The sequence below is a fragment of the Paraburkholderia sp. BGA-UO-ETr-F21 genome (genome assembly GCF_059567925.1).
Window position 1 is genome coordinate 184,237 of the sequence record NZ_JCAQOY010000009.1, and the last position, 25,283, is coordinate 209,519.

Annotated in this window: 25 protein-coding genes; 13 read left to right on the forward strand and 12 right to left on the reverse strand. The window is 62.0% G+C overall.

Features of this window, described 5'->3' with window-relative positions:
• Positions 1–90 precede the first annotated feature (90 nt).
• The 8 genes from AC57B1_RS08945 to AC57B1_RS08980 all read left to right on the forward strand — a co-directional run bounded on the left by AC57B1_RS08945 (position 91) and on the right by AC57B1_RS08980 (position 9,246).
• The gene (locus AC57B1_RS08945; protein WP_496417289.1) at positions 91–999 is read left to right on the forward strand and encodes a TauD/TfdA dioxygenase family protein; all 909 of its coding nucleotides are present in this window, start codon (positions 91–93) and stop codon (positions 997–999) included.
• 49 nt (positions 1,000–1,048) lie between these two features.
• Entirely contained in the window at positions 1,049–2,101 is a 1,053-nt protein-coding gene (locus AC57B1_RS08950; RefSeq protein ID WP_408351156.1) for an ABC transporter substrate-binding protein, read from the forward strand.
• Between the two features lie 70 nt (positions 2,102–2,171).
• Positions 2,172–3,002, forward strand: a complete 831-nt coding sequence (locus AC57B1_RS08955) for an ABC transporter ATP-binding protein (protein WP_408351159.1) — start codon at positions 2,172–2,174, stop codon at positions 3,000–3,002.
• On the forward strand, positions 2,999–3,877 hold the full coding sequence (locus tag AC57B1_RS08960; RefSeq protein WP_408185573.1) for an ABC transporter permease: 879 nt from the start codon (positions 2,999–3,001) through the stop codon (positions 3,875–3,877). The genes AC57B1_RS08955 and AC57B1_RS08960 overlap by 4 nt, the downstream gene beginning before the upstream one ends.
• 302 nt (positions 3,878–4,179) lie before the next feature.
• The gene (locus AC57B1_RS08965) at positions 4,180–5,586 is read left to right on the forward strand and encodes a selenium-binding protein SBP56-related protein (RefSeq protein WP_091794024.1); all 1,407 of its coding nucleotides are present in this window, start codon (positions 4,180–4,182) and stop codon (positions 5,584–5,586) included.
• Positions 5,583–6,263, forward strand: coding sequence for a hypothetical protein (locus AC57B1_RS08970; protein ID WP_496417290.1), 681 nt, complete (start codon positions 5,583–5,585; stop codon positions 6,261–6,263). The genes AC57B1_RS08965 and AC57B1_RS08970 overlap by 4 nt, the downstream gene beginning before the upstream one ends.
• 217 nt (positions 6,264–6,480) lie before the next feature.
• A complete protein-coding gene (locus tag AC57B1_RS08975) occupies positions 6,481–7,818 on the forward strand; it encodes an LLM class flavin-dependent oxidoreductase (protein WP_496417291.1) in 1,338 nt (445 codons plus the stop codon).
• Positions 7,819–7,908: 90 nt separating this feature from the next.
• Positions 7,909–9,246, forward strand: a complete 1,338-nt coding sequence (locus AC57B1_RS08980) for an LLM class flavin-dependent oxidoreductase (RefSeq protein WP_496417292.1) — start codon at positions 7,909–7,911, stop codon at positions 9,244–9,246.
• A 25-nt stretch (positions 9,247–9,271) separates the two neighbouring features.
• On the opposite strand, the gene AC57B1_RS08985 is transcribed toward AC57B1_RS08980, so the two are convergent.
• The 3 genes from AC57B1_RS08985 to AC57B1_RS08995 form a co-directional block, all read right to left on the reverse strand.
• Positions 9,272–10,048 carry a molybdopterin-dependent oxidoreductase gene (locus AC57B1_RS08985; protein ID WP_408297953.1) on the reverse strand — a complete coding sequence of 259 codons (777 nt, stop codon included), beginning with the start codon at positions 10,046–10,048 and terminating at the stop codon, positions 9,272–9,274.
• A gap of 15 nt (positions 10,049–10,063) precedes the next feature.
• Complete coding sequence (locus AC57B1_RS08990) at positions 10,064–10,690, reverse strand: cytochrome b/b6 domain-containing protein (RefSeq protein ID WP_496417293.1); 627 nt, start codon at positions 10,688–10,690, stop codon at positions 10,064–10,066.
• A gap of 70 nt (positions 10,691–10,760) precedes the next feature.
• Positions 10,761–11,012, reverse strand: coding sequence for a pentapeptide MXKDX repeat protein (locus AC57B1_RS08995; RefSeq protein WP_091794034.1), 252 nt, complete (start codon positions 11,010–11,012; stop codon positions 10,761–10,763).
• A 266-nt stretch (positions 11,013–11,278) separates the two neighbouring features.
• On the opposite strand from AC57B1_RS08995, the gene AC57B1_RS09000 reads away from it, so the two are divergent.
• The gene (locus AC57B1_RS09000; protein WP_408351177.1) at positions 11,279–11,851 is read left to right on the forward strand and encodes a sigma-70 family RNA polymerase sigma factor; all 573 of its coding nucleotides are present in this window, start codon (positions 11,279–11,281) and stop codon (positions 11,849–11,851) included.
• Positions 11,848–12,489, forward strand: coding sequence for a DUF1109 domain-containing protein (locus AC57B1_RS09005; RefSeq protein WP_408351180.1), 642 nt, complete (start codon positions 11,848–11,850; stop codon positions 12,487–12,489). The genes AC57B1_RS09000 and AC57B1_RS09005 overlap by 4 nt, the downstream gene beginning before the upstream one ends.
• Positions 12,490–12,553: 64 nt before the next feature.
• On the opposite strand, the gene AC57B1_RS09010 is transcribed toward AC57B1_RS09005, so the two are convergent.
• Together AC57B1_RS09010 and AC57B1_RS09015 are read right to left on the reverse strand one after the other, a co-directional pair.
• Positions 12,554–14,113 (reverse strand): PqiB family protein, encoded by a 1,560-nt coding sequence (locus AC57B1_RS09010; RefSeq protein ID WP_496417294.1) that lies wholly within the window; start codon positions 14,111–14,113, stop codon positions 12,554–12,556.
• Between the two features lie 248 nt (positions 14,114–14,361).
• Complete coding sequence (locus tag AC57B1_RS09015) at positions 14,362–15,024, reverse strand: DUF3313 domain-containing protein (RefSeq protein ID WP_496417295.1); 663 nt, start codon at positions 15,022–15,024, stop codon at positions 14,362–14,364.
• Positions 15,025–15,328: 304 nt separating this feature from the next.
• Between AC57B1_RS09015 and AC57B1_RS09020 the strand changes: the two genes are divergently transcribed.
• Positions 15,329–15,925: a TetR/AcrR family transcriptional regulator gene (locus AC57B1_RS09020; RefSeq protein WP_408351189.1), complete on the forward strand. Its 597-nt coding sequence runs from the start codon at positions 15,329–15,331 to the stop codon at positions 15,923–15,925.
• A 96-nt stretch (positions 15,926–16,021) separates the two neighbouring features.
• Here AC57B1_RS09020 and AC57B1_RS09025 read toward each other — a convergent pair whose 3' ends face one another.
• Together AC57B1_RS09025 and AC57B1_RS09030 are read right to left on the reverse strand one after the other, a co-directional pair.
• Positions 16,022–16,879: an amidohydrolase family protein gene (locus AC57B1_RS09025; RefSeq protein WP_496417296.1), complete on the reverse strand. Its 858-nt coding sequence runs from the start codon at positions 16,877–16,879 to the stop codon at positions 16,022–16,024.
• Between the two features lie 29 nt (positions 16,880–16,908).
• Complete coding sequence (locus AC57B1_RS09030) at positions 16,909–18,213, reverse strand: MFS transporter (protein ID WP_496417297.1); 1,305 nt, start codon at positions 18,211–18,213, stop codon at positions 16,909–16,911.
• Positions 18,214–18,356: 143 nt separating this feature from the next.
• Here AC57B1_RS09030 and AC57B1_RS09035 point away from each other — a divergent pair, with 143 nt between their 5' ends.
• On the forward strand, positions 18,357–19,100 hold the full coding sequence (locus AC57B1_RS09035) for a GntR family transcriptional regulator (RefSeq protein ID WP_408351374.1): 744 nt from the start codon (positions 18,357–18,359) through the stop codon (positions 19,098–19,100).
• A 230-nt stretch (positions 19,101–19,330) separates the two neighbouring features.
• A complete protein-coding gene (locus AC57B1_RS09040) occupies positions 19,331–20,638 on the forward strand; it encodes an MFS transporter (protein WP_496417298.1) in 1,308 nt (435 codons plus the stop codon).
• Positions 20,639–20,707: 69 nt separating this feature from the next.
• Here the strand turns inward: AC57B1_RS09040 and AC57B1_RS09045 are convergent, their stop codons facing one another.
• The 5 genes from AC57B1_RS09045 to AC57B1_RS09065 all read right to left on the reverse strand — a co-directional run bounded on the left by AC57B1_RS09045 (position 20,708) and on the right by AC57B1_RS09065 (position 25,264).
• Positions 20,708–21,070, reverse strand: coding sequence for a translation initiation factor Sui1 (locus AC57B1_RS09045; RefSeq protein ID WP_408351201.1), 363 nt, complete (start codon positions 21,068–21,070; stop codon positions 20,708–20,710).
• 299 nt (positions 21,071–21,369) lie between these two features.
• Positions 21,370–22,614, reverse strand: a complete 1,245-nt coding sequence (locus tag AC57B1_RS09050; protein ID WP_408351204.1) for a citrate/2-methylcitrate synthase — start codon at positions 22,612–22,614, stop codon at positions 21,370–21,372.
• A gap of 107 nt (positions 22,615–22,721) precedes the next feature.
• Positions 22,722–23,114 carry a VOC family protein gene (locus tag AC57B1_RS09055; RefSeq protein ID WP_408297937.1) on the reverse strand — a complete coding sequence of 131 codons (393 nt, stop codon included), beginning with the start codon at positions 23,112–23,114 and terminating at the stop codon, positions 22,722–22,724.
• A 26-nt stretch (positions 23,115–23,140) separates the two neighbouring features.
• A complete protein-coding gene (locus AC57B1_RS09060) occupies positions 23,141–24,454 on the reverse strand; it encodes an MFS transporter (protein ID WP_496417299.1) in 1,314 nt (437 codons plus the stop codon).
• A 51-nt stretch (positions 24,455–24,505) separates the two neighbouring features.
• Positions 24,506–25,264: an SDR family oxidoreductase gene (locus tag AC57B1_RS09065; RefSeq protein WP_496417300.1), complete on the reverse strand. Its 759-nt coding sequence runs from the start codon at positions 25,262–25,264 to the stop codon at positions 24,506–24,508.
• Positions 25,265–25,283 lie beyond the last annotated feature (19 nt).

Here is a 25,283-nt window from a genome sequence, read left to right on the forward strand (position 1 = left end):
GCTTCGTTGCCGGCGCGCGCGTGCGCCGGTAAATTCGTCTGACTGCGCCCCCGCTGGCGTCTTCCGACCCGATTCGACGACGAGTGTCCTGTGACGACCGCCTTTGCACCTACCGCCGCCAGCGTTGCTGGCCATATTCATCCGACTCAGCACATCGAGATCCGCGCGTTCGACGGCCCCGTCGGCGCGGAAGTGCTCGGCCTCGATCTCGGCAAGCCGCTGGGTCAGGACGATTTCGACCGCATTCACCGCGCGCATCTGGATCATCACGTGCTGGTGTTCCGCGATCAACGCATTACGCCGGATCAGCAGATCGCTTTCAGCCGCCGGTTCGGTCCGTTGCAGATCCACGTGCTGCACCAGTTCCAGTTGCCGGGTCATCCGGAGGTGCTGGTCGTTTCCAACATTGTCGAAAACGGCCAGCCGATCGGTCTGGGCGACGCCGGCCATTACTGGCATTCCGACCTGTCCTACAAGGAGAAGCCGAGCCTGGGTTCACTGCTGCACGCGCAGGAGCTGCCTTCGGAAGGCGGCGACACGTTGTTCGCCAACATGCATCTGGCGTGGGACACGTTGCCGGCGCATTTGCGCGCCGCCGTGGAAGGGCGTTCGGCGGAACACACGTATCTCGCGAAATACGCCGAGCTGCAAAAGCGCAGCCCGTGGCGGCCGAACCTCTCCGCCGAGCAGATCGCCCAGGTGAAGCCGGTGGTGCATCCGGTCGTGCGCACGCATCCGGAAACCGGACGCAAGGCGCTTTTTGTCAGCGAGCATTTCACGACCCGCTTGATTGGCTTGCCGGAAGACGAGAGCAAGTCGTTGCTCGACGAACTGTTCGCGCATAGCGTGCGCCCCGAGCATCTTTACCGGCATCAGTGGGCCGAACACGACATGGTGTTCTGGGACAACCGCTCGTTGATGCACCTCGCGGCCGGCACGCCGGATCATCTGCGCCGCAAACTGTACCGCACGACAATTGAAGGTGACGTGCCGTTCTGACGGCAACGTGGCCCGTTTTCACCACTCTCACACGCTCACCGGAGTTCCGATGCTCGCCATGTTTCGCCCGACCGCCGCGCGGTCGTCTTTTGCTCGCCGTCTGACCGCGGCGCTGCTGACCTTGTCGACGGGCGTGGCCGGTCTCGGCGCGAGCGCGCCCGCGCATGCCGAAGGGCAGATTCGCGTGGCTGAGCAGTTCGGCATCGTCTACCTGCTGCTGAACGTGGCGCGTGACCAGCAGTTCGTCGAGAAAGAAGGGCGTAAGCAGGGGATCGATATCAAGGTCGACTGGGTGAAGCTCTCCGGCGGCGCAGCGGTCAACGACGCACTGCTCTCCGGCGCGGTGGATATCGCCGGCGCCGGTGTGGGTCCGTTGCTGACCATCTGGGACCGCACGCACGGCAAGCAGAACGTGAAAGGCGTGGCCTCGCTCGGCAATCTTCCGTACTACCTCGTCAGCAACAATCCCAACGTCAAGACGATCGCCGACTTCACCGAAAAGGATCGCATCGCGGTGCCGGCCGTGAATGTGTCGGTGCAATCGCGCGTGTTGCAATATGCGGCGGCCAAACGCTGGGGCGACAAGGATTACAACCGGCTCGACAAGTTCACGCAGGCGCTGCCGCATCCCGACGCGGCCGCCGCGATCATCGCCGGCGGTACGGAAATCACCGGTCACTTCGGTAATCCGCCGTTTCAGGAGCAGGAACTCGCCGGTAATCCGAAGGCGCACATCGTGCTGAATTCATACGACGTGCTGGGCGGACCGAGTTCGGCGACCGTGCTCTACGCAACGGAAAAATTCCGCGACAACAACCCCAAGACCTATCGCGCATTCGTCGACGCACTGGCGGACGCGGCACGCTTCGTGACGGCTAATCCGGATGCCGCAGCCGATATCTATATCCGCACGAATCAGTCGAAGATCGACCGCGCGCTATTGCTGAAGGTTATCAAGGATCCGCAGGTGCAATACAAGGTCGCACCGCAAAACACGCTCGGACTCGCGCAATTCATGCATCGCGTGGGCGTGATCAAGAACAACCCGCAGTCGTGGAAGGATTACTTCTTCGACGACCCGGCAACCGCGGCGGGAAGCTGACCGTGAACACCTACCCGAGCTTCGCCCGATTTCTATCGGCCCGCGTGGTCGGCTTTCAGGGAGCGAACTGATGGTGGCCAATCCTACCTTGCTGTTTCCGAACCATGGTGAGCAGGTCGCTGCGGCGACCAGCGAAAAACTGCTCGCGGTCGAGCGCGTCAACCTCGAATACCGTACACGCGAGCGGATCGTTCGCGCGACCCACGACGTGAGTTTCGACGTCTACGGCGGCGACCGCTTCGTGCTGCTGGGGCCGTCGGGCTGCGGTAAGTCGACCCTGCTCAAAGCCGTCGCCGGCTTTATCGAACCGACCTCCGGCAGTATCTCGCTCGATGGCCAGATCGTGCGAGGCCCCGGCGCCGATCGGATCGTGGTGTTTCAGGAGTTCGATCAACTGCCGCCATGGAAGACGGTTGTGCAGAACGTCGCCTTTCCGCTGCGTGTTGCGAAGAAGCTCTCGCGGGCAGAGGCCCACGAGCGCGCGCTGCATTATCTGGAGAAGGTCGGGCTGGCTTCCTTTGCCAACGCGTATCCGCATACCTTGTCGGGCGGCATGAAACAGCGCGTCGCCATTGCCCGCGCGCTGGCCATGCAGCCGCGCGTGCTGCTGATGGACGAGCCTTTCGCCGCGCTCGACGCGCTCACGCGCCGCAAGATGCAGGAAGAGCTATTGCGGCTGTGGGAGGAGGTGAACTTTACGCTGCTGTTCGTCACGCATTCCATCGAAGAGGCGCTCGTAGTCGGCAACCGCATTCTGTTGCTGTCGCCGCATCCGGGGCGTGTACGCGCGGAGCTCAACAGTCATCAGTATTCTCAGGACAGTTTTGGGCGCAGCGATTTCCAGCGCAGCGTGGCGCGTATTCATCACCTGCTGTTTGAAGAGACGGAGGCCGTGCAATGAGTTCTCCCGCCACCTTGCTGCCGCCGGTTCGCGAGGAATACGAGCGTCCGCTCGAACCGCTCGGCGAACTCGTTCTCGAAGCGCGGCTGCCGCTCGGTAAGCGCATCTTCGCGCAAAGCTGGCTGCGCAAGACGCTGATCGCGCTGGTGTTGATCGGCATCTGGGAAATCGCCGCGCGCGCGATCGACAACGATTTGCTCTTGCCTACTTTCGGCGCGACTTTCAGCGCATTCGTGCAGGGCGTGTGGTCGGGCGAACTGCTGCAAAAAACGGCCGTGTCGATGTCGGTGCTGCTGCGCGGCTATCTGCTGGGCGCCGCGCTCGCTTTCGTGCTGACCTCGCTTGCCGTATCCACGCGTTTGGGCCGCGATCTCCTGTCGATGCTGACGGCGATGTTCAACCCGTTGCCTTCCATTGCGCTGTTGCCGCTCGCGTTGCTGTGGTTTGGCCTCGGCACCGGCAGCCTGCTGTTCGTGCTGGTTCATTCGGTACTTTGGCCGCTGGCGCTGAACACCTATTCCGGTTTTCAATCCGTGCCGGCGACGCTGCGCATGACGGGGCGCAACTACGGGCTCACCGGCATGCGCCATGTGCTGCTGATTCTGGTGCCGGCGGCATTGCCGGCGATTCTGGCGGGCTTGCGGGTGGGTTGGGCCTTTGCGTGGCGGACGCTGATCGCGGCCGAACTCGTGTTCGGCGCGAGTTCCGGCAGTGGCGGCCTTGGCTGGTACATCTTCCAGAATCGCAACGAGCTGTACACGGACCGCGTTTTCGCGGGACTCGCCGCGGTGATCGTGATCGGCTTGCTGATCGAACACCTGGTGTTCGACACGCTCGAACGCGTGACCGTTCGGCGCTGGGGCGTGCAGCACTAACGGTATACCGAGGGCCACACTCACGCCCGTACGATGATCCTGTAGAACTATTTGGCTTTGGCGACCAGAATAGGGCGGAAGGACCCTTCGGTACGGCAACGGCGCAATGCACAAAAATGGGCGAAACTTCCGGTTGCTCTCGCTGCCGCCGTGGACTACAAATCTAAAGCTATGCCACGGCCTGCCATCGGGCCGCGCATCTCATTGATAACGATGTTTCGTAACGAGTCGCGCGGACTCGCCAAAGCAGGCGGACGCCGGGCGCCTCGGTCCCGAACCAGACAGACAAGGAGACTTCCGCCATGGGTATGCGTCCGGATCCCACATTCCATGCATCACCACAACTCGCGATGGATGCGCCGGTTGAGGAATACGCCTACACCGTCCTGCTCAGCCCCGATTTTTCGCAGCCCGACGCGCTTGCCGTCATCGACGTGAAACCCGGTTCGCCGACCTATAGCCAGGTGGTGCACACGGTGCCGGTGCCGTATAAGGGCGACGAATTCCATCACTTCGGCTGGAATGCCTGTTCGTCGGCACTGTCGCCGCTAACCGGACACGCGTTCCTCGAACGGCGCTACCTGATCATTCCGGGTATGCGCTCTTCGCGCATCTACATTGTCGACACGCATCCGCATCCAACCCAGGCGCGCATTCATAAGATCATCGAGCCGGAAGAAATCTTCCGCAAGACGGGCTATTCGCGTCCGCATACCGTCCATTGCGGCCCTGAGGGCATCTACATCAGCACCCTCGGCGGCGCAGGCAAAGATGGCACCGACGGGCCGCCGGGCATTTTCATCATGGACTGCGAAACGTTCGAGGTGCTCGGCCGCTGGGAGATCGACCGCGGGTTGCAGGAGAAACACTACGATTTCTGGTGGAACCTGCCGCGCGACTATATGGTATCGAGCGAATGGGCGTTGCCGCCGCAATTCGAGAACGGCATCGTCCCCGAAGACCTGCTGTCGAACAAGTACGGGCACCGCATCCACTTCTGGGATCTGAGCGGCAGGCGCAACGTGCAGACCATCGACCTCGGCGCAAATCATCAGATGGCGCTCGAAGTGCGTCCCGCGCACGATCCGAGCCGGGAATACGGTTTTATCGGCGTCGTGGTCGATACGACGAATCTGGAAGGGTCGATCTGGACATGGTGGCGGGAGGGTGGCGAGTTTCACATCGAGAAGACCGCGACCATTCCACCCGAGCCCGCAGCCACGGAACTGCTGCCGCCCTTGCTGCAGGGGTTCGGCGCGGTGCCGCCGCTCGTCACCGATATCGATCTTTCCATCGACGACAAGTTCCTCTACGTGGCCTGCTGGGGAACGGGCGAGCTGCGCCAGTACGACGTGACGGAACCGCGCAAGCCGAAGCTTACGGGTTCGGTTCACATTGGCGGGATTGTGCGGCGCACGCCTCATCCAAACGGCAAGACCTTCGCGGGTGGACCGCAAATGGTCGAGATCAGCCGCGACGGCAAGCGTGTCTACTGGACCAACTCGCTCTATTCGACCTGGGACAACCAGTTCTACCCGGACGGCGTGCCCGGGGCGCAGGTCATGGCGCGGGCGGCGCCCACGGGCGGCCTTACTTTGGCCGACGACTATTGGGTGGACTTTCCCGATGGCTACCGGGCGCATCAGATCCGGCTCGAAGGAGGGGACTGCTCGACCGATTCGTTCTGTTACCCGTCGGTGGGCGTTTGATCGGCGCAGGCTGGTCGCAGACCGGCCTTTGGCTGGCGATACTCGCGAGCGGTTTCTATCACGGCATCAATCCCGCGATGGGTTGGCCGCTCGCGGTGTCGGGCGGCCTGATGGAAAAACGCGCGAAGGCGCTGTTCCGCGCGCTCCTGTATCTCGCGGCGGGGCACATGCTGGCGGTGTTGCTGGTGATGCTGCCGTTCGCCATGCTGACGACGCTGCTTGCCTGGCAGCGCCAGATCCAGATCGGCGCCAGTGTGCTCGTTATCGGCTTTGGCGCATTTCTGCTGGTCTGGCGACGCCATCCGCGCGTCCTAGTGCGGATTCCCCCGTCGCGCCTTGCGCTCTGGTCTTTTGCGATTGCCATGGCGCACGGCGCCGGGCTGATGCTCGTGCCGATCTACCTCGGACTTTGCCACGCCTACGACGATCAAGGCCACCGGGCGGCGCAGACACTGATCGAGGCCAACCTGGGCATGGCGCTGCTGGTCGCGGGTGTGCATGCCGGCGCGATGATGGTGGTCGGCGGGCTGCTGGCGTGGCTGGTTTACCGCTACCTGGGGCTCAAGTTCGTATCACGCAGCTGGTTCAATCTGGACATCGTCTGGGCGGTGAGTCTCATCCTTGTCGGTGTGCTCTCACTGGCGATGAATGCCGTGATCGCGAGCGGCGAGGGGTGACAGGCGGCGCCTTCCGTTAGTTCGCCGGCGAATATCGATCTGCCGATTTGTTCGTGGCGCAATGCGGCGAACACAACGAGAATCAGTCGGGTCGCACACCATCGCCTGTCACCGTTTGCCAAATGCCGCGGTGTCCTTCGGCGAACCCACACTGTGCCGCGCGCTTTCAGCCGGGCAGGCGCGGCGCGTCCCATCCATTCTCGATTCGCGGACTTCCATGAGCAGACGTAGCGGGCACCTGCGCCTCGGCGCCTTCCTTTACCCCTCCGGACATCACATTGCGGCGTGGCGGCACCCCGAGTCGCGAGCCGACGCCGGCGTTGATTTCCGTCATTACGTCCAGCTCGCCAAGGCTGCGGAGGCCGCCAAATTCGATCTGGTCTTTCTCGCCGACGGCGTGGGAACACGCGGTGACAACGTCGACTTTCTTAGCCGCACGGCGCATAGCTACGTGGCGCAGTTCGAACCGATCACCTTGCTCTCGGCGCTGGCGGCCGTGACCGAACGCATCGGCCTGGTCGGCACGGCCTCGACGAGTTTCAACGAGCCGTATCACATTGCCCGCAAGTTCGCGTCGCTCGATCACATTAGCGGAGGGCGTGCGGGCTGGAATCTGGTGACTTCGTCGAGTGAGCACGAGGCGAAGAACTTCAATCGCGACAAGCATTTCGATCATGCCGAGCGTTACGCGCGTGCCGCCGAGTTCGCCGAAGTCACCGCGGGGCTGTGGGATAGCTGGGAGGATGACGCCTTTGTTCGCAACAAGGCCGAAGGCCGCTTCTTCGACCCGGCCAAGCGGCATGTGCTGGATCACAAGGGACGCTTCTTCCAGGTCAAGGGGCCGCTCAATGTCGCCCGTTCGCCTCAAGGGCATCCGGTCGTCGTGCAGGCAGGGTCGTCCGAAGCCGGCCGCGATCTGGCCGCAAGAACCGCCGAGGTGATTTTCACGGCGCAGCAGACGTTGCAGGACGCCGTCGATTTTTACGCCGATGTGAAGGGCCGCATGCAGACCTATGGCCGTCATCCCGACGACCTGAAGATCATGCCCGGCGTGTTCCCGATTGTCGGCCGCACCGAAGACGAAGCGAAGCAGAAGTTCGAGCAGTTGCAGTCGCTCGTCGACCCGAAGGTGGGGCTCGCGCTCGTGTCCGGACTCACCGGCGGCTTCGATCTGTCCGAGTATCCGCTCGACGGTCCGATCCCGGAGTTGCCCGAGACGAATGCCAGCAAGAGCCGGCAAGCGCTGACCATCGAACTCGCTCGCCGCGAGAATCTGACGATACGTCAACTCTATTTACGCGTGGCGGGCGCGCGTGGCCATTGGCAACTCGTCGGCACCCCGGCGCAGATCGTCGATCAACTCGAAGAGCGCTTCCTGAACTACGGCGCCGACGGCTTCAACGTGATGCCGCCATTGCTGCCCACCGGTTTAACCGATTTCGTCGAACTGGTGCTGCCCGAACTGCGGCGACGCGGCCTGTTCCGCGAGGACTACGAAGGCCGCACACTGCGCGAGAATCTTGGCTTGCGACGCCCGGCGCATCGCGTCGGATAGCGGCTGGCGCAACGGCGCCGGCGGCTTGCAAGCAGCCGCGCCGAAGCCGGATTAAACTGGCTCGACCTTGTTCGGGACGGAGATCGTTTTATGTCACGTCAGCTTCGCCTCGGCGCATTCATGCGCCCCACGACCATTCACACTGGGGCATGGCGCTACCCCGGCGCTTATCCCGACGCCAACTTCAATTTCGCGCATCTGAAGCGTTTCGCGCAGACACTCGAGCGCGGCCGCTTCGACGCATTCTTCATGGCCGACCACCTCGCGGTGCTCAACATGCCGCTCGATGCGCTCAAGCACAGCCACACGGTCACGTCGTTCGAGCCGCTCACCTTACTTCCCGCGCTCGCGGCGGTCACCGATCGGCTGGGGCTCATTGCGACCGCATCCACGACATTCGACGCGCCTTATCATGTGGCAAGGCGTTTCGCCTCGCTCGACCACATCAGCGGCGGCCGCGCGGGATGGAATCTCGTGACCACGTCGAACCCCGACGCCGCGCTCAACTTCGGTCTCGACGAGCATGTCGAACATGACGAGCGCTACCGCCGCGCGCGTGAGTTCTTCGATGTGGTCACCGGACTCTGGGACAGTTGGGCCGACGACGCGTTTATCCGCGATACGGCAACCGGCACATTCTTCGATCCGCAAAAGCTGCATGTGCTGAACTACAAAAGCGAGCATTTCTCCGTGCGCGGGCCGTTGAATATCGCGCGCCCTGTGCAGGGTTGGCCCGTTATCGTGCAGGCGGGATCGTCGGAAGCAGGGCGGCAGATCGCGGCCGAAACGGCCGAAGTGGTCTTCACCGCGCAAACGCAACTGGTGGACGGAAAGCGCTTTTATGCCGATGTCAAAGGCCGCATGGAGAAACTGGGGCGGCCACGCGATCATATGAAGATCCTTCCCGCCGCCTTTGTCGTGGTGGGCGATACGCTGGACGAGGCGCTCGAAACGCGAGCGCGACTCGACACGTTCGTTCATTACGAGAGCGGCATTGCTTCATTGTCGATTGCATTGGGACAGGACGTGTCCGGCTACGATCCTGACGGGCCGCTGCCCGACATTCCCGAAACAAATGCGAGCCGGACTGCGCGCCAACGGGTGCTCGAATGGGCGGAGCGCGACGGGTTGACGATTCGTCAACTGGCGCAGCGCATTGGCGGATATGCAGGGCTGGAGATGGTCGGCACGCCCGCCATGATCGCCGATCAGATGGAGCAGTGGCTGGTGGAAGAGGGCTCCGACGGATTCAATGTGATGTTTCCGTATCTGCCGGGTGGGCTCGACGACTTCGTCGACAAGGTCATCCCCGAGTTGCAGAAGCGGGGGCTGTTCCGGCGCGAATACGAAGGCGCCACGCTGCGCGAAAATCTGGGCTTGCCGCGCCCGGAAAACCGCTTCTTTCCGGGCTCCCGCCTCTCGCGTTAGCCCGTTGGCGAACCCAGGCTGCCGGTCAGGAACCGCCGAACCAGTTATAGCCCTGATCGACCCAATAGCCGCCCGGAAACGTGTTGGTCACGAAAATCTCCATGATGTGCTTGGGGTTCTTGTAACCGAGTTTGGTGGGCATCCTGAGCTTCATCGGATAGCCGTACTTTGCAGGCAATTGCTGACCGTCGTACGTAAAGGTCAATAGTGTCTGCGGATGGAGCGCCGTCGGCATATCGATGCTTTCGTAGTAGTCGTCCGCGCATTTGAAGCCGACGTATTTCGCCGACGTATCGGCGCCGACGCGTTTGAGGAACTCCGAAAACGGTGTGCCGCCCCACCGGCCGATCGCGCTCCATCCTTCGACGCAGATATGCCGGGTGATCTGTTCGGCTTTAGGCAATGCGTAAAGATCGTCGAGGCTCCATGCTTTTCTTTCCTGCACGAGGCCGCTGACCTTCAGCCGGAAGTCGCTGCCGTTCACGTGCGGAACCTCGCCGATGCCATAGAACGCGTTAAACGGAAACGGACGGGTGATGTCCGCCTCGGTGTAGGTCGGCGCGAGACGGTTCGGATCGAACAGCCAGCCCTGCACGCTGTCGTTGAGCTTCGACACGCGCGCGAGGAACGTCTCGACCGATTTGTCGTCCGACAGGCTGCATCCGGTCAGCATCGCGAGCCCGCCGAGCGTAATGATGCGCTTGCCGAAGAGCCGCCGTGACGGCATATCGAGCTCACGACGCACGTCGATACTGAGCGACTCGCGGTCCACGCCCGGCGAGGAAGGTTTGAATAGCTTCACTGTCTTACTCCTCGGTTAGCGGCCACGAATCATCGTGAGCAGCGAGCGCGGCACCAGCGCGACCATCGTCAGGTGGACGACGATAAAGCCGGCCAGCAGCGCCATCGCGCAGAAGTGAACGACACGCGCACGGTCGTATCCGCCCATCAAGTCTCGCAGTAGCGGAAACTGCACCGATTTCCAGATCGCGAGGCCCGATACGATCAGAAGAGCGATGTCGAGCATCACGAACAGGTATGCGAACTTCTGCACCGCGTTATAGCGGCTCGGGTCCGCGTGCGACAAATGACCTCTCAGCGCTTCGCGCAGATCGTGCAGGATCGCGCGCGGCGACAGCGGGAAAAATTTCGCTCTGAGCCGGCCGGTGGCGAGGTTCATCGCCAGATAGAAGAGGGCGTTGAAGAACAGCAGCCACATCGCCGCGAAGTGCCATTGCAACGCACCGCCGAGCCAGCCGCCGAGCGTGATGCCGGTCGGAATCCTGAAACCTTCGAATACCGGCGACGCGTCGTAGATTCGCCAGCCCGACAGCATCATCAGCACCGCGGCCAACGCGTTGAGCCAGTGCGCGATACGCACCCACGCGGGTTGGATCGTGCGCAATGCGTCGTGCGATGCGCCGGATTTGGGGATCGTGTTCATGTTGAATGAGCGCCATGAGAATTCGAAGGTGCATTCGCCGCAGAGATGTCGCGAATGCACCTTGGGGGACTTACTTGCTCATCGCGTCGCCTTTCTTCATCGCGTCGGGTTTCATCTTGCTGCCGTCCTTGCTCATCGAGTCTTTGGCCATCGCGTCCTTGCTCATCGAATCTTTGGACATGGTGCTCTTGGCCATCGAGTCTTTGCTCATGGCGTCCTTCGACATCGAATCACCGGCCATGGCGCCGCTCGCCTGGGCGAACGCCGAACCACCGCTGACGAGCAACGCTGCGGCAAATGCTGCAATTGCAATGCTTTTCATGACAACTCCTTGAGTGTTGTTGATGAGGCCGGTATCGCCTAGGCGGCGTACGGGGCCCATGTGTATGAAGTGAATCTGCTTTCCGGCAACTACCGATGCGTCGTCATCCCGCATCTGTGAGGTAGTTCGCCGTGTGTCCCGACGCGGTTACAGCAGGCGCAAAATTTTTTGCTGAACGGGTGAAGGAGGGGGGGGACAACGTGCTTGCGACCTCCATTGCGCGGGACGATGGAATAAACTCCTGTTTCCTGTAACCGACGCCCCAGATGAATCGAACTACCGATATCACCGCCGCGCAGGCGAAAGAGGCGCATCTGCGAACCCTGTTCCTGCGTGGGCTTGACGGCGACAGCGCCGCATACCGGCAATTCCTTGCGGAGCTGGGCGCGCACTTGCGCGGCTTCCTGCGCAGGCGGCTTTACGATGGCGCGTCCGACGCCGAGGATCTCGTGCAGGAAGTATTGCTTGCGGTGCATAACGCCCGGCATACCTATCGCGTCGAGGAACCGCTGACGGCATGGATTCACGCGATCGCGCGCTACAAGCTGACGGATTACTTTCGGGCGCGCGCCCGGCATGACGCGCTGAATGATCCGCTCGACGACGCGTTCGAGCTGCTCGCCGCGCCCGATCTCGAACCGGCGCAGGCAAAGCGCGACCTTGGGAAACTGCTCGAACAGTTACCGGATCGCCAGCGGCTGCCGATCGTGCATGTGAAGCTCGAAGGGCTGTCCGTGACGGAGACCGCGAAATTGACCGGCTTGTCGGAGTCCGCGGTCAAGATTGGCGTACATCGTGGACTCAAGGCATTGGCTGCAAAGATTCGAGGAACACGATGAAAACGGATGACTTCATTTCCCTGCTTGCCACTGGCGTCACGCCGGTGGACCGCCGCGCGCTCACGAAACGCTTCGGCGCCGCGGTGCTGATCGGCGCGGCCGGCGCCACGCTGATCATGGCGGTGGTGCTCGGCATCCGGCGCGACCTCGCTGAAGTGGCGCTCACGCCGATTTTCTGGGCGAAGATCGCCTTGCCCTTATGTGTGATGATCGGCTCGCTGTGGATGTCGACGCGGCTTGCCCGTCCCGGCGTACGCACGGGCGGCAGCAGTTGGCTGATCGCCGCGCCCGTCGCGGCGGTCTGGCTGGCCGGCGCCTATGTATTGATGGCCGCACCGGGCGAAGCCAGGCTCGCGCTCGTGCTGGGCAAAACCTGGCGCGTGTGTCCGTTCAATATCGCGATGCTGTCGATTCCCGGCTTTATCGCGGTGTTCTGGGCGCTCAAAGGGCTGGCGCCGACCCGGTTGGCTTTGACGGGCGCGGCGGGCGGTTTGCTGGCTGGTTCGACGGCGACGCTGGCGTACTGCCTGCATTGCCCGGAGATGGGCATTCCGTTCTGGGGTGCGTGGTACGTGCTCGGAATGTTGTTGCCGGCGGTCGTTGGCGCGGTGCTCGGGCCGCGGTTGTTGCGCTGGTGATTGGATCCGGTTGATTCCACGCAAACTCTTGTAAGCGGATTCCTGGGCGGGCCTCGAAGCCCCGTTAGTGGTCCGCCGATTTACCCCACACGATAGATTCAGGATGCTGTTCCAGGTAATCCGACAGCGCCTTCAGCGCGGCAAGTGTGCGGCGCAACTCGGTCAACGCCTGACGAATATCGGTGTGCATCGGCGAGTCCTGCTGCAGCGTGGCGTTTGCCGCATTGAACGCGCGCTCGGCAGTGGCCAGCGTCGTGTGCGTCTGCGGCACCAGTTCCATGTCGATTCTCTGGAATAGGGAATTGGCGTTCACGAGCGCCTGATTCAGGTTGAAGCCAATCTCGTCGAAGGGCACGTGGTCGAGCTTCTTCACAATGTCGGCGAGTTGGTCCTGAAGCTCCTCGACGGTATTGGGCACGGTCGGCAGTTCGACCCGCATGCCACGTGTATCGATGCTGACAGCGGGCGCGTGCGGGAAGAAGTCCAGCGCCACATAGCGCTGTCCGGTCAGGGCGCTCCCCATGCGCAACTGTCCGCGCAGACCCTGGGCGACCAGTTGATGCAGCAGCGCCCTGGCCGCCGCGCCGGAGCCTTGGCCGAGCGCCTCCCTGTAGCGTCGTCCGAGGCGATAGGGATAGAGATTGAGCGTCACCACCATGTCGAAGCGGCTTTGCGCCGGCATGAAGTCCAGATCGATGGCGGTCACCTCGCCCAGTTCGACGCCGTCGAAATCGACCGGCGCGCCGACTGACAGTCCGCGCACGTTCCCGTTGAACCGCATGCGTACCGACGCGGCGGGGCCGTCATCGGCTCGACGCATCGCCTCGGTTCTGTTTGCGGCCAGAGCGAACGCGGTGCCATCGGCGGCGCGATGTTCGGGCGTGCGTGATTCGGCCACATCGAATACGAGGCCTCCGGAGAGCAACGTAGCAACGGACTGGGTGTCCAGCGTCAGGCCGCTCGAATCGAAGCGCAGGTCAATGCCGCTTGCGTGCCACCATCGGGTGCCTGATGTGACATAGCGGTCATAGGGCGCTTTCACGAATACCTCGACGTCGACGGTGGCGCCACCGCGAGCTAACGCATAGTTGAGGACCTGCCCCACTTGCACGCGTCGGAAATAGATCGGCGAGCCCACATTGAGCGATTCGAGGGAAGAGGCGTGCAGAACGAATCGCCCTCCGTTCTGGTCGCCGGTCGCGGACGGCGGTGTTTCGAGGCCGGCAAACTGCCGGCAGGTCGTGCGCGTGCGTCCCACATCCACCGCGATATACGGACCGGAGATGAACGTCGTCAGCCCGGAGACACCAGCGGCGCCGACGCGCGGTCGGACCACCCAGAAGCGCGTGCCGCACACGGCAAACCGTTCGGCGGACGTGTCGAGTTCCAGAACGGCGAGGACGCGCGATCGGTCATGCGAGAGCCGTAGTTCCGTCAACCTGCCTATCTCGACGTCCTTATAGCGCACACGGGTTTTGCCGGCCTCGAGTCCCTCGGCCGTGGCGAAGCTGACGACGACCTGCGACTGCGATTGTTCGAGCCAGGGCGCGAGAAGCGCGAGACAGATCAATGCGGCAGCAATCGGCGCCAGCCAGATGACAGCGATTCGAGGGCGAAGTCGCATTTACAGGTTTCCACGAACGACGTCGCCCATGTCTTTCGCCAGCCGGCAAAGATAGCGCAACGCTCGCTGCATGCCGTGCCTGATGCCTGCGCGGATCGACCCGGCACGCGGTCCGCCGCCCGAGGTCAACACTTGCGGGCCGCAAGCCTTGCGCTGGCTGCGCGTACGGGGACTACCTGGATGCCGCGAGCACATGGTGTCCGAACCTTCTGAAGAGACCCGCCTGATGGACAGCGAACGCGGACCGGTTAATGAAGCTGCGCCACCAGCGCATCCGCTCCCTTGTCGAGTCCCGTCTTCGCAGCGCCCAGCGACCCGAAAGCGGCCGGCAGATTCATTGCGTTCGGATATTGCTTGGATACGTAGGCTTTCAGCAGTTGACCGCTCGCGGCGTCATGGACTTCCACGGCGTACGACACCGAGCCGCTGAATGCACCCTGGCCGCCGCGGATCGACTGCACGCCGTTGTAGAGATTGCCCGCAAGGTCGAAATGCATGAACTGTCCGACCAGCAACGTCGTGCTTTCGGCGCCGGTCAAGGTCAGTTTGATCCGCAAGGTGTTGGGGCCGGGCTGGGTGGCCATGTCGAACCGTTTCGCCAGTTTTTCCGAGAACGTCTTTTGCATGTAGTCGGCGAGCGCGGCCCGGTCGGCGGCTTTCAATTCGCCGAACTGGTTGTCACTGCCCTGATAGACGGCCACGGGGTCCAGCACCACCTGCGTGTAGCGCGACCAGACCACCGGCGCCGCGTACTTGTAGGGCACTTTGCCCGCATCGTCGTCGCGGTTCTGCTTCAACTGCGACGACGATGCGATGCCTGTATAGGCGACCGGTTGCACGCCCGCGCAGGCGGCGAGGGCGAGTACCGCTGTGCCGGCGAAGAGAAGCGGGACGAGTTTGATCGTGAACATTGCGGGTTCCTTGATGGGCGGATTGAGTGCCGGTGAATGCCGGGCGGCGTGCGGTTGAGGCGAAGGCTGATGAGGCCGAACAGTAGCACTGTCTTTATTCTATGTAAACCGTCTATCCGGTTTGTTGATATGGTGGCTTGAGCGGTACAATTCCAACGCTCAGAGCGAGCGCTGCTTGTGCCGACGGATGGCGCGGCTGCTCGCCGGCACCGATCCACGGCGGCGAATCATTTGCCCAATACCATCACGACGCGGCAGCCACCGGGCCAGCACGGCCAGTGTGGCAACGTCATCAATATCGATAATGGATAACCAGACCCGTTCGGAGATTTCCCGCAAGAAGGCAATCGATGCAGCCCTTACCATCCTGACCCGCGAAGGTGTCGGCGGACTGACGTTCGATTCGTTGTCGCGTGAAAGCGGCATCAGCAAGGGGGGACTGCTGCATCAGTTCCGCACCAGGCAGGGGGTGCTGTGCGCGTTGCTGGAACATCAGAAGCAGCAGTTCGAGCAGATTGCACGCGACTATATGGCGAAGGAGGGCGCGTCGAAAGCGGAGCCGAATCTCGCCGCACAGATCGCGATTTATCGGGAATCGATCAATCAGCCGAATTCCGTCGCACGAGCGGTTCTCGCCGCGCTGGTCGAGAATCCCAACCTGCTCGACGAATTGAAGATGTCCGACGCGGAGAAAATGAAGGCCTTGCAGGATGAAGCGACCGACCTCGACCTGTCGCTATTGCGATACTTCGCCGCCAGCGGTCTCGCGTTTCACTCTCTGTTGGGACTCTCGCCGCTGGACGATTCGACTCGCGACCGGCTGTTCGATCGCCTCCTCGACGAAGCGAGCTGGCAAGGTTCGCATTCGCAGGCAAAACGTCGCAAACGGACCGCGGGCTGAGCCACGCGGTCACGTCAATGTGCTGAGCGGGTGTCGCGCTGGTTCATCGCGAACGGCGCGTCGACGCGTGGGCGAGAGCGGGGGGCTTGCACATCCTTATGTGCGATAGCTTGCGACTCGGCAGAGCGGATTCCGGTCGGTCGACACGGGCTCTTTATCGAACCCGTAAAACGAATGCGGGGTTGAGCACAGAATTGCATCGACGAGCGAGGGCGCAAGACGTAAGTCCAGCAACGCGGAAAGTGTCTGGCGGTAGTCTGTCGCGTGTTCAAACTGCGTGTGTGGCCAATCACTGCCCCACATCAGGCGCTCGGCGCCAAATGCGTCGATCAGTTGGTCCGTGGCTTCGCACATGAAATTCGAGCCGGGCTTCGCGCAACGGTAAGCGCCCGAGATCTTGACCCATACACGACCCGAACAGCCAAGCTCCAACAGGTCCTTGAACCCGCGGTCGCTGGTGCCGCTATCCAGGGCTGGGCGGCCAAAATGGTCGACTACGACTGGCAAGCCCACATCCAGCAAAGTGGTGATGAGTGGCGCCAGGTCCGACGCCTGCCGATGCAACTCGACATGCCAGCCGAGTTTCGATAACCGCCGCCATAACGTCGCGTAGCGCGCCGTGCCGATGTCGGGGAGCGTCTGCCCCACAAGGTTGAGGCGCACACCAGTAATGCCATCGGCGTTCAGTTGCGCCAGTTCGTCTTCCGAAATATCGGGGGAAACGACCGCTACCCCGCGCAGCCGGATCCGGTCCGTGGTCAACGCCTGTAAAAGATAGCTGTTGTCGGTACCGAGAAAACTTGGCTGGACCAGCACGGCATGTCCAATGTCGCTCGCGTCCAGAAGCTTCCGGTAGGCGTCCAGGGTTGCGTCATAGCCGGGTGCGTAGCGCCGTCCGTCCGCGAGCGGCAGTGTTCTTGCAAACACGTGCGCGTGCGTGTCGACGCGGGGCACGGCTCGCCGCGCAATGGGTGGTGCCTGAGTCATCGCTGGCTCCGGGGATGGTCAAGCGCAAACTCGGCATCGGCGACCGGCTGTGAAGACTGCTCGACGCCAGTCGGCCGCAACCGCCTGCCGCGCGTTTCGGGAAGCGCCAACACGGCAACCATCGCCAGCCCGTACGCAATGGCCGCGTCGATACCAATCGCTGCTCCGAGCGACATCGAATGACTCATGTAGCCGACCAGCACGGGAAAACCTGCCGAGGCGATACGCCCAAAGTTGTAGCAGAAGCCGACGCCCGTGCCTCGCATGTCTGCCGGATAGAGTTCGTTGAAGAGCGCACCCAGACTGGCCGGAATGCCGGCGGCAAAGAAGCCGAGCGGAAAACCCAGGATGAGCATCTCCGTGTTGCTCAACGGAAGCATGACGTAAGCCAGGACCGTGACAATGCACGCAAAGGCGAAGAAGGCGATGTTGCGGCGGCGGCCAATCCGGTCGAGCAGGTAGGCGCTCGCCATGCAGCCGCACCAGAAGGCAACGATGACGACGGCAAGGTATCCACCCGTGTTCAGGACCGACAGATGTCTTTCCTTTGAGAGGAAGGTCGGCAGCCAGGTCATGATGGCGTAGTACCCACCGTGAGCACCTGTACCGAGAATCGCGCCTACCACCGTGGTCTTGATGACGCGTGGCTGAAATACTTGTGCGACCTGTGCCCACACTGAAACGGACGGCTCAGCAGTAGTCGGGGCGATGCGCGCCGGCTCGCGAAGATTGCGGCGGACGTAGAGAACGAGGAGTGCCGGTAGCAGGCCGACCCCGAACATGACACGCCACGCGGTGTCCGACGGTAGCCATGAAAACGCTGCTGCATACAGAAGCACGGCGCCGGCCCAACCAACAGCCCACGCGCTCTGCACGGCTCCCATGGCCTTGCCGCGGTGTTCGGAACGGATGGTCTCCGCCATCAGCACTGCGCCGGCTGCCCACTCCCCGCCGAACCCAAAACCCTGGAGTGCTTTCAGGACCAGCAACTGGGGAAAACTTTGGGCAAACGCACATAGGAAGGTGAAGCTTGCAAACCAGAGGATCGTAATCTGCAGCGTCCGAACCCGACCGATCCTGTCGGACAAGGCGCCCGCCAGCCAGCCGCCCAGCGCCGACGACACCAGGGTCACTCCGCTGATGGCGCCCGCCTGTGTGTGGTCGATGCCGTAGGCTGCAATGATGGCGGGGATTGCCAGGGTGAACATCTGCACGTCGAGGGCATCGAGGCCCCAGCCGGCGAAACAACCCCAGAAGGTGCTGCGTTCGAGGGGTGTCCCTTGTTTGTACCACGTGAGCATCGCCGTCTCCACTGAAATTCATATATTCATGTATATGACTATATGTATAGTCTAGAGTCGTCCAGGAAAATGTCATTGAGGATTTACCCTCGTCTTCACGGGTTGTTGTAAAGTGACCATTCCTGTGAACAACTAGATGAATGATGGATACGCAATCGTTCTCGGGCACGCCAGACGGTCGGTTGCCCCGATACCAGCAACTGCGCGACGACCTGGTGCGTCGCATTGCGGAGGGCGAGTGGGAGCCCGAAAAGGCGATCGCCACCGAGGCGGAGCTTAGCCAGTTCTACGCCGTGTCGACCGGAACCCTTCGCAAGGCGATTGATTTGCTGGTGGCCGACGGCGTGCTCACCCGCACTCAGGGAAAGGGAACCTTCGTGCGGCGTCCTCGCTTCGATTCGTCGTTGTTCCGCTTCTTCCGGTTCAAGTCGGTTGACGGCAAACCGGTCCGACCGACAGCAAAAGTGCTCCGCCGCGAAGTCGTCAAGCCGGACGAGAGGATTCGCTCCACGTTGCGGATGAAGGCGACCGAGAAGGCGGTTCATCTCTCAAGAGTACGGCTGATTGACGGGCAACCGGTCTTGTCGGAAGAAATATGGCTGCCTCGAAGCCGTTTCGAAGGGCTGGCGACACTCCCCCTCGGCGATTTCGAAGACTTGCTGTATCCGCTTTACGAGCGGCTCTGCCGGCAAATCGTAGCATCGGCCAGGGAAATCCTGAACGTCGAGCAGGCCACAGAAGCCGATGCAGCGCTTTTGCGTATCGATGTTGGCAGCCCGGTCATTCTCGTGCACCGTGTGGCGTCCGATTTTGCCGGAACACCTATTGAATGGCGCACCACGCGTGGTGCTGCGTCAGCCTTCCAGTATCAGGTCGACATTCGCTGACAGCGCGACTTCCTTCTTTCCGCTCCGAACATACGAACATAGGCAGGCGGCCTGCTGAAGCAGCAGCGCCGCGTGCGTTCGTACGCCCGTCCGTCCGGGTTATACCTCATTGCAGATTGGCCCCAAACATACACACATATATATGACTATATAAATTTGCTTGTTTTCGTTTGACCGGGCGCTCTGCGAAACGCCAGTCACGGCAGCGGGCATGGACCTTTGGAGCGAACATGTCTACGGCGGTTATACGCGAGCAGCAGGTGATGAGGAAAATGGCATGGCGGCTGATGCCGTTGCTCATCGTCATGTTTCTCATCGCATTCATCGATCGGCAGAATGTCGGTTTCGCGAAACTGGAAATGGTTCAGGCGCTCGGCATGACGGAAGCCGCCTACGGTTTGGGCGCCTCGCTGTTTTTTATCGGCTACCTCCTGTTCGAGGTGCCCAGCACTCTGGCATTGCATCGTTTCGGCGCCCGCACCTGGCTTGCGCGCATCATGATTACGTGGGGCGTCATTACGGTGTTAATGGCGTTCACGAAGTCGCTGCCGGTGTTTTATTCATTCCGGTTCGCACTGGGTGTTGCAGAGGCCGGGTTCTATCCAGGTGTCATTTACTATCTGACGCAGTGGTTTCCTCAGAGCTACCGGACGCGCGTGCTCGGGCTGTTCACACTCGGCAGTTCGCTCGCGAACATGTTAGGTTCGCTGGTTGGAGGCATGCTGCTTTCCTTGGGTGGGACACTGGGACTGGCTGGTTGGCAATGGGTCTTCCTCGCGACCGGCATTCCGGCAATACTGATTGCGTTCGTAGCACTGAAGTTTCTGCCGAGCTCAGTCAAGCAAGCGACCTTTCTCTCCCGGGATGAACAGGACATGGTGATCGCGGCGCTCGAGCGCGAAGCGTCCCCCGAGGCAAAAGAGTCACGACCATGGGCCGCATTGCTCGACCCGAAGGTGCTTATGTTTGCCGCGACCTACATGATGATGTCGACGTCGCTGTACGGTGTTACGTACTGGATGCCTACGTTGGTCAAGAGCTGGGGCGTTTCTTCGAGCGTCAACGGCCTGCTCAACATGATTCCGTGGGCACTCGCGACACTTCTTCTGCTTTGGCTTCCCGGGAAACTCAAGCGTGAGCCGGTGGTGCTAAAAGCAATGGTCGTGGTGGCAGGCATCGGCGTCGTATGCTTTGCTTCCAGCCTCGTATTGCCGACCGTGTCGTTGCGCTTTATTGCGCTGTGTTTGGGCGGCGCCTGTATTCCTCTGCTGTACCCTTGCTTCTGGTCGCTGCCCCCGCGTTTCTTTTCCGGCGCCCGAGCCGCAGCAAGCGTCGCGGCTATCAACTGCATCGGCAATCTTGGCGGGTTCTTCGGACAGAACCTGATGCCGTACGTTGGCAAAGTCAGTAATAGCCACGTCGCACCAATGCTTGTTCCGACAGCATGCCTGTTGGCGCTCGCAATTGGGACCGCCATTGCGTCGGTAGTGGGTGGGAATCGCAAGGCGGCGCTTGCATCATCAACGGTTTCGCTTTGATTGAATCGCTGCCGCTTGCTAGCCGCGAGCGGCCGATTGATCTCGTCGCGCCGTCGCTCGTTGAAGCAATTAACCCCCGGCCCGCTTAGCGTTATGGCCGTGCTTTTTGAGTGCCTCAATGACCCGCTCGCAATGATCGCCTTGCACTTCAATTACGCCGTCCTTGACGGTCCCGCCAGAACCGCAGACCGCGCGCAGCTGCTTGGCTAGCAACGCCAAAGCGAGCGGCTCGAGCGCCAGCCCTCTTATGAGTGTCACGCTCTTGCCTCCGCGGCCCTTGGTCTCGCGAGACACTCGCACCGCGCCATCACCCGCCTGCGATGTCGCGGCCACTGCCTTGCAGACACAGTCCGCGAGGGGGCGCCTGCACCCGGGGCACATCCGCCCGCCGTCGGTGGAATAGACAAGGCCGCCTTTTGAACTACTTTTCATGATTGGCTTACTCGAAGACGCTTATAAGTCGGGAATCGGGGCGAGTTTAGCAGGTGTGCTTCAGTAGCCGACATGGTCAGGTGAGGTCGCCCGGAGCTTGCGGATAGTGCGAGGGGTGGGCCGCGAAAGAGCAGTGCGTTGAACTCGTTCAACCAGCTTTCCCACGGCCGCTATCTGCCATGCTGTCCGCAATCGAAATCGACTGGCAAGGTGCGTGATCTTTGAGCGCGCCGTGGGCCGCCGCGCACAGGACGGTTCGATCAGATGCATGACGCAAGCGATTGATCGATTACGTCTTCTCAGGAATCGACCGCCTTGAACAGCCGATTCTTGTCGAGCGTGGCCGGGTCGAGTGGCTTCTCGGCGCCTTCGGGCGGCAGCGGCGGGCTGGCGTCTTCCAGCGCGCGCCCGGTATAGCGGCTTCGTGGCCGTATGACCTTGCCCACCCGCAACTGCTCGATACAATGGGCGAGCAATCCCACGCTGCGGGCCGTTGCGAACAACGCGAACGACGTATCGCGTGGCAACGCCAACTGGGCCGCAAGAGCCGCGAGCGCAACGTCGATATTCGGCTGGAGTCCGGTCAGCTCGACCACCTTGTCGATGAACGAGACGAGCTCCCGAGGTGGATTCAACACTTCGAGCAAGGCGGCCGCTCGCGGATCGCCGTCCGGATAGAGATGATGCCCGAAGCCCGGTATCGGAATGGCCGACTGCAAGTGATGAGCAACGACGTGTTCCGCGCCGAGCCGTCCAACGTCGTCGAACACGGCGCGCACGCGGCCCGACGCGTCGCCATGCAGCGGGCCCGATAAGGTCGCGAGTCCCGTGAGCAGGCATCCCGGCAGCGACGCGCCGGTGGAGGCGGTAATTCTGGCGGCGAACGCCGAACTCGTTATCTCGTGATCGGCCACGAGAACCATCGCACGGCGGATGAGTTCGGCGGCATCGCGGTCCTGGCCCCAACCGAGCGCGAGCCGCTCATGTGTCCCAAGTGCATGCGCGTCACCACGCGCGCCAAACGCTTGCGCGATGAGCGCCACGAGCCGGCCGGCTTCGACATGCAGTGCGCTGTCCGTGCGTCCGATGGTCGAGTGCCCGCTGGCCGCGAGCGCCGCCAGCGAAGTGAACGCGCATTGCCTGCCACGCTCGTCGCCCTGCAGCGGCAGACCACCGGCTTCGAACGAAACGGGCGCGCGCGCATTCCAGAGAATGGCCGCTACTTCCTCGAGCGTCGCCGTGTCCGCTAGCCGGATGCTATCGCGTCCCCGGTAGTACGGCCGACCTTTTGAGAACGTGGTGATGCCGCTGTAAATGCAGGGCTCCGCACCGAATATCATTCCGGCGGCGAGCGCCTCGCGCTTACGTCCCACCTGCTTTTTGCGGCACAGACCGGCGACGTCCTCCGCACGATAGAGACTCTTGCGCGGGTCATGCGGGTCCGGCATGACCGCAATGGTGCCTCGACTGACGTACGCGTAGACAGTCTGCGCCTGCACGCCGAGTTGTCGGGCCGCTTCAGTCAGAGTTATCCAGTTTCGCATGGGATGACAGGCAAGTGATGCAGCACAACGCGGCAGAAGAGGCGTTACGATGCTGGTCGCGCGTTGCCTATGAGCGCGACCAATCCAGCGTCAATAGTGACGTTTTTTCAGGTGAAAGTCATCTCGGCGGGTCGTCGCTCCAGAATCTCGACGAGAATGTCGCCCGGCGCTCGTACGAAGCAGGCTCGGACGCCGGCGCGAACCTGCTTGACCGGCGCGACGATTTCCGCGTCACAGCGAAGCAGATGCTCGAACGCGGCATCGAGATCGTCCACCACCACGCCGAAATGATCGATGCCCTGTCTTTGCTCGCCCTGAGGAAGCCGGCCGGCTTGCGCGTTCGCCAGCGGCGTGATGAAAAGATTGATGTTGCCGATGCGCAAATCCACGCGTCCCGGACGTCGCACGATTTCAGCGTTCAGACAGCGCGCAAACCATGCGGCGGTCGCTTCGGCGTCTGCCGAGCACAGTTGCAGATGATCCCACTTGAATTCAATCATTCGATTTCTCTGAATAGTCGCAAGCGTCACAGTTCGATGCGGGAAAGCTTCCCCAGCAGCACGGAGTATGAGAACGCGCCGAGCAGGCAGATCGCGCCCATCAGGTTCAGAGCCCAGTAGAAGTGGCCGGTGTGGTGGGTGATATAGCCGATCATGAGCGGCGTGGTAACACCCGCGATATTGGCCGCGAGACTGGTGATGCTGCTCGTCAGTCCCACGTACTGTCGGGGCGCGATTTCGGAGACGGCGGCCCACGACATCGATCCCACACCCTGCGCAAAGAACGCAATCGTCAGGATCGCGATCACGGCCTCGTTCGACTCGACGAAATTGACGAGCACGATCGAAGCGCCGAGCAGCGTGCCGACGACGAGCGGCGTCTTGCGCGCCGTGGAAATCGACACCCCGCGCCGGATGAAGAAATCCGACAGGGAGCCGGCAAGGAGAATGCCGAGCGTCGCACCAATGAAAGGCAACGCCTGGAAGATCCCGACCTTGATCATCGACATGTGGCGCGCTTCGATCAGATAGGTCATGAACCACGTGGTGAAGAAGACCAGCAAGGTGTTATTGCAGAACTTGCCAAGACAGATGGCGAGAATCTGCCGGTAGCTGAGCAGTTTGAGCGCCATGCGCCAGTCGAATTTTTCGCGTGCCTTGCGCGTCGTCGCGCCGTCATTGATGTACTGCAACTCGGCAGCATTCACGCTCGCGTGCCGATGTGGATCGCGATACACCCGGTACCAGAGAAGGCTGAACAGAATGCCGAAGCCTCCCGTCGCGAAAAACACCGCGCGCCAGCCGTACGCGGCGGAGATCCACAGCAACAAGCCGGTAAACAAGGGCGTGCCGATGTATTGGCCCATGACGTAGACGCTGGTTGCGAAGCCGCGCTCCCGCGCGGGAAACCACAGCGTCACGGCGCGCGCGTTCGAAGGGAAGGCGGGCGCCTCCAGTGCGCCGATCGCGAGCCGCGATCCGAGCAGCATGTGATAGCCGCTCGCGAGACCCTGCGTCAGCGTGGCGAAAGACCAGCCGACGAGAGACAGCGCATAGGCAATGCGCGAGCCCAGAACGTCGGTCAGCACCCCGCCGGGCACGAGAGCAATGGAATAGGCGAGGCCGAATGCCGCGAACAGTTCGCCCATTTGCATCCTGTCGAGCCCGAGCCCCTTCGAGAGCCCCGGTGCAACGATGCCCAGCGCCGAGCGGTCCACGTAGTTGAGGATAGTGGCCACGAGCAACATCGAGAGCACGACATACCGGATTCTGGAGCGTTTCGCGGTATCCGCGAAGGCCGCGTTTCGCGGCGGCAAGGTTTTTTCCTCTATGACTTTCATCGGTGTCTCCATAACATTGGCCTGTTGTTTTTTTATTGGCGAAAGGGCGATCTATCCGCGGCCGACGAACGGCATGGCGCTCGCCATGATGGTCATGTTGAGCACATTGGCCTCGAGCGGCAGACTGGCCATGTGCGCGACGGCATTCGCAACGTGCGTCACGTCCATTCTTGCTTCAGGCGCCAGACGTCCGTCCGCTTGCAGTACGCCGCGGTTCATGCGTTCCGTGAGCGAGGTGGCCGCGTTGCCGATATCGATCTGACTGCAGGCGATGTTGAACGCTCGTCCGTCCAGCGCAATCGATTTGGTAATGCCGGTGATCGCATGCTTGGTCGCCGTATAGGCGATGGTATGCGGCCGCGGCGAGTGCGCCGAGATCGATCCATTGTTGATGATTCGTCCGCCTTGCGGGGATTGCGCTTTCATCAAGCGATAGGCGGCGCGAGCGCACAGGAACACGCCGGTCAGATTGGTGGCGACGACATCGTTCCAGAATTCGACCTCGTAGTCTTCGAGCGGGACGGCGCCCGCGTTGCGCCCCGCGTTGTTGAAGAGCACGTCGAGGCGGCCGAATGTCTCGGCGATCTGCGAAAACGCGCGCTCGACCGAGGCTGCGTCGGCGACGTCGGTCTGAAACACATGCGCTTGCCCACCGGCGATGCCGATTGCCTCCTTCGTCTCCAGCAGCGGTTCCGCTCTGCGCCCGAGGAGCGCGACGGCGAATCCGGCGTGGGCGAGCGCCATGGCGGCGGAGCGGCCGATGCCGGAGCCGGCGCCCGTCACGGCTGCAAATTTCTTCGATGCAGGCATTTCACTTCCTCTCGACAGG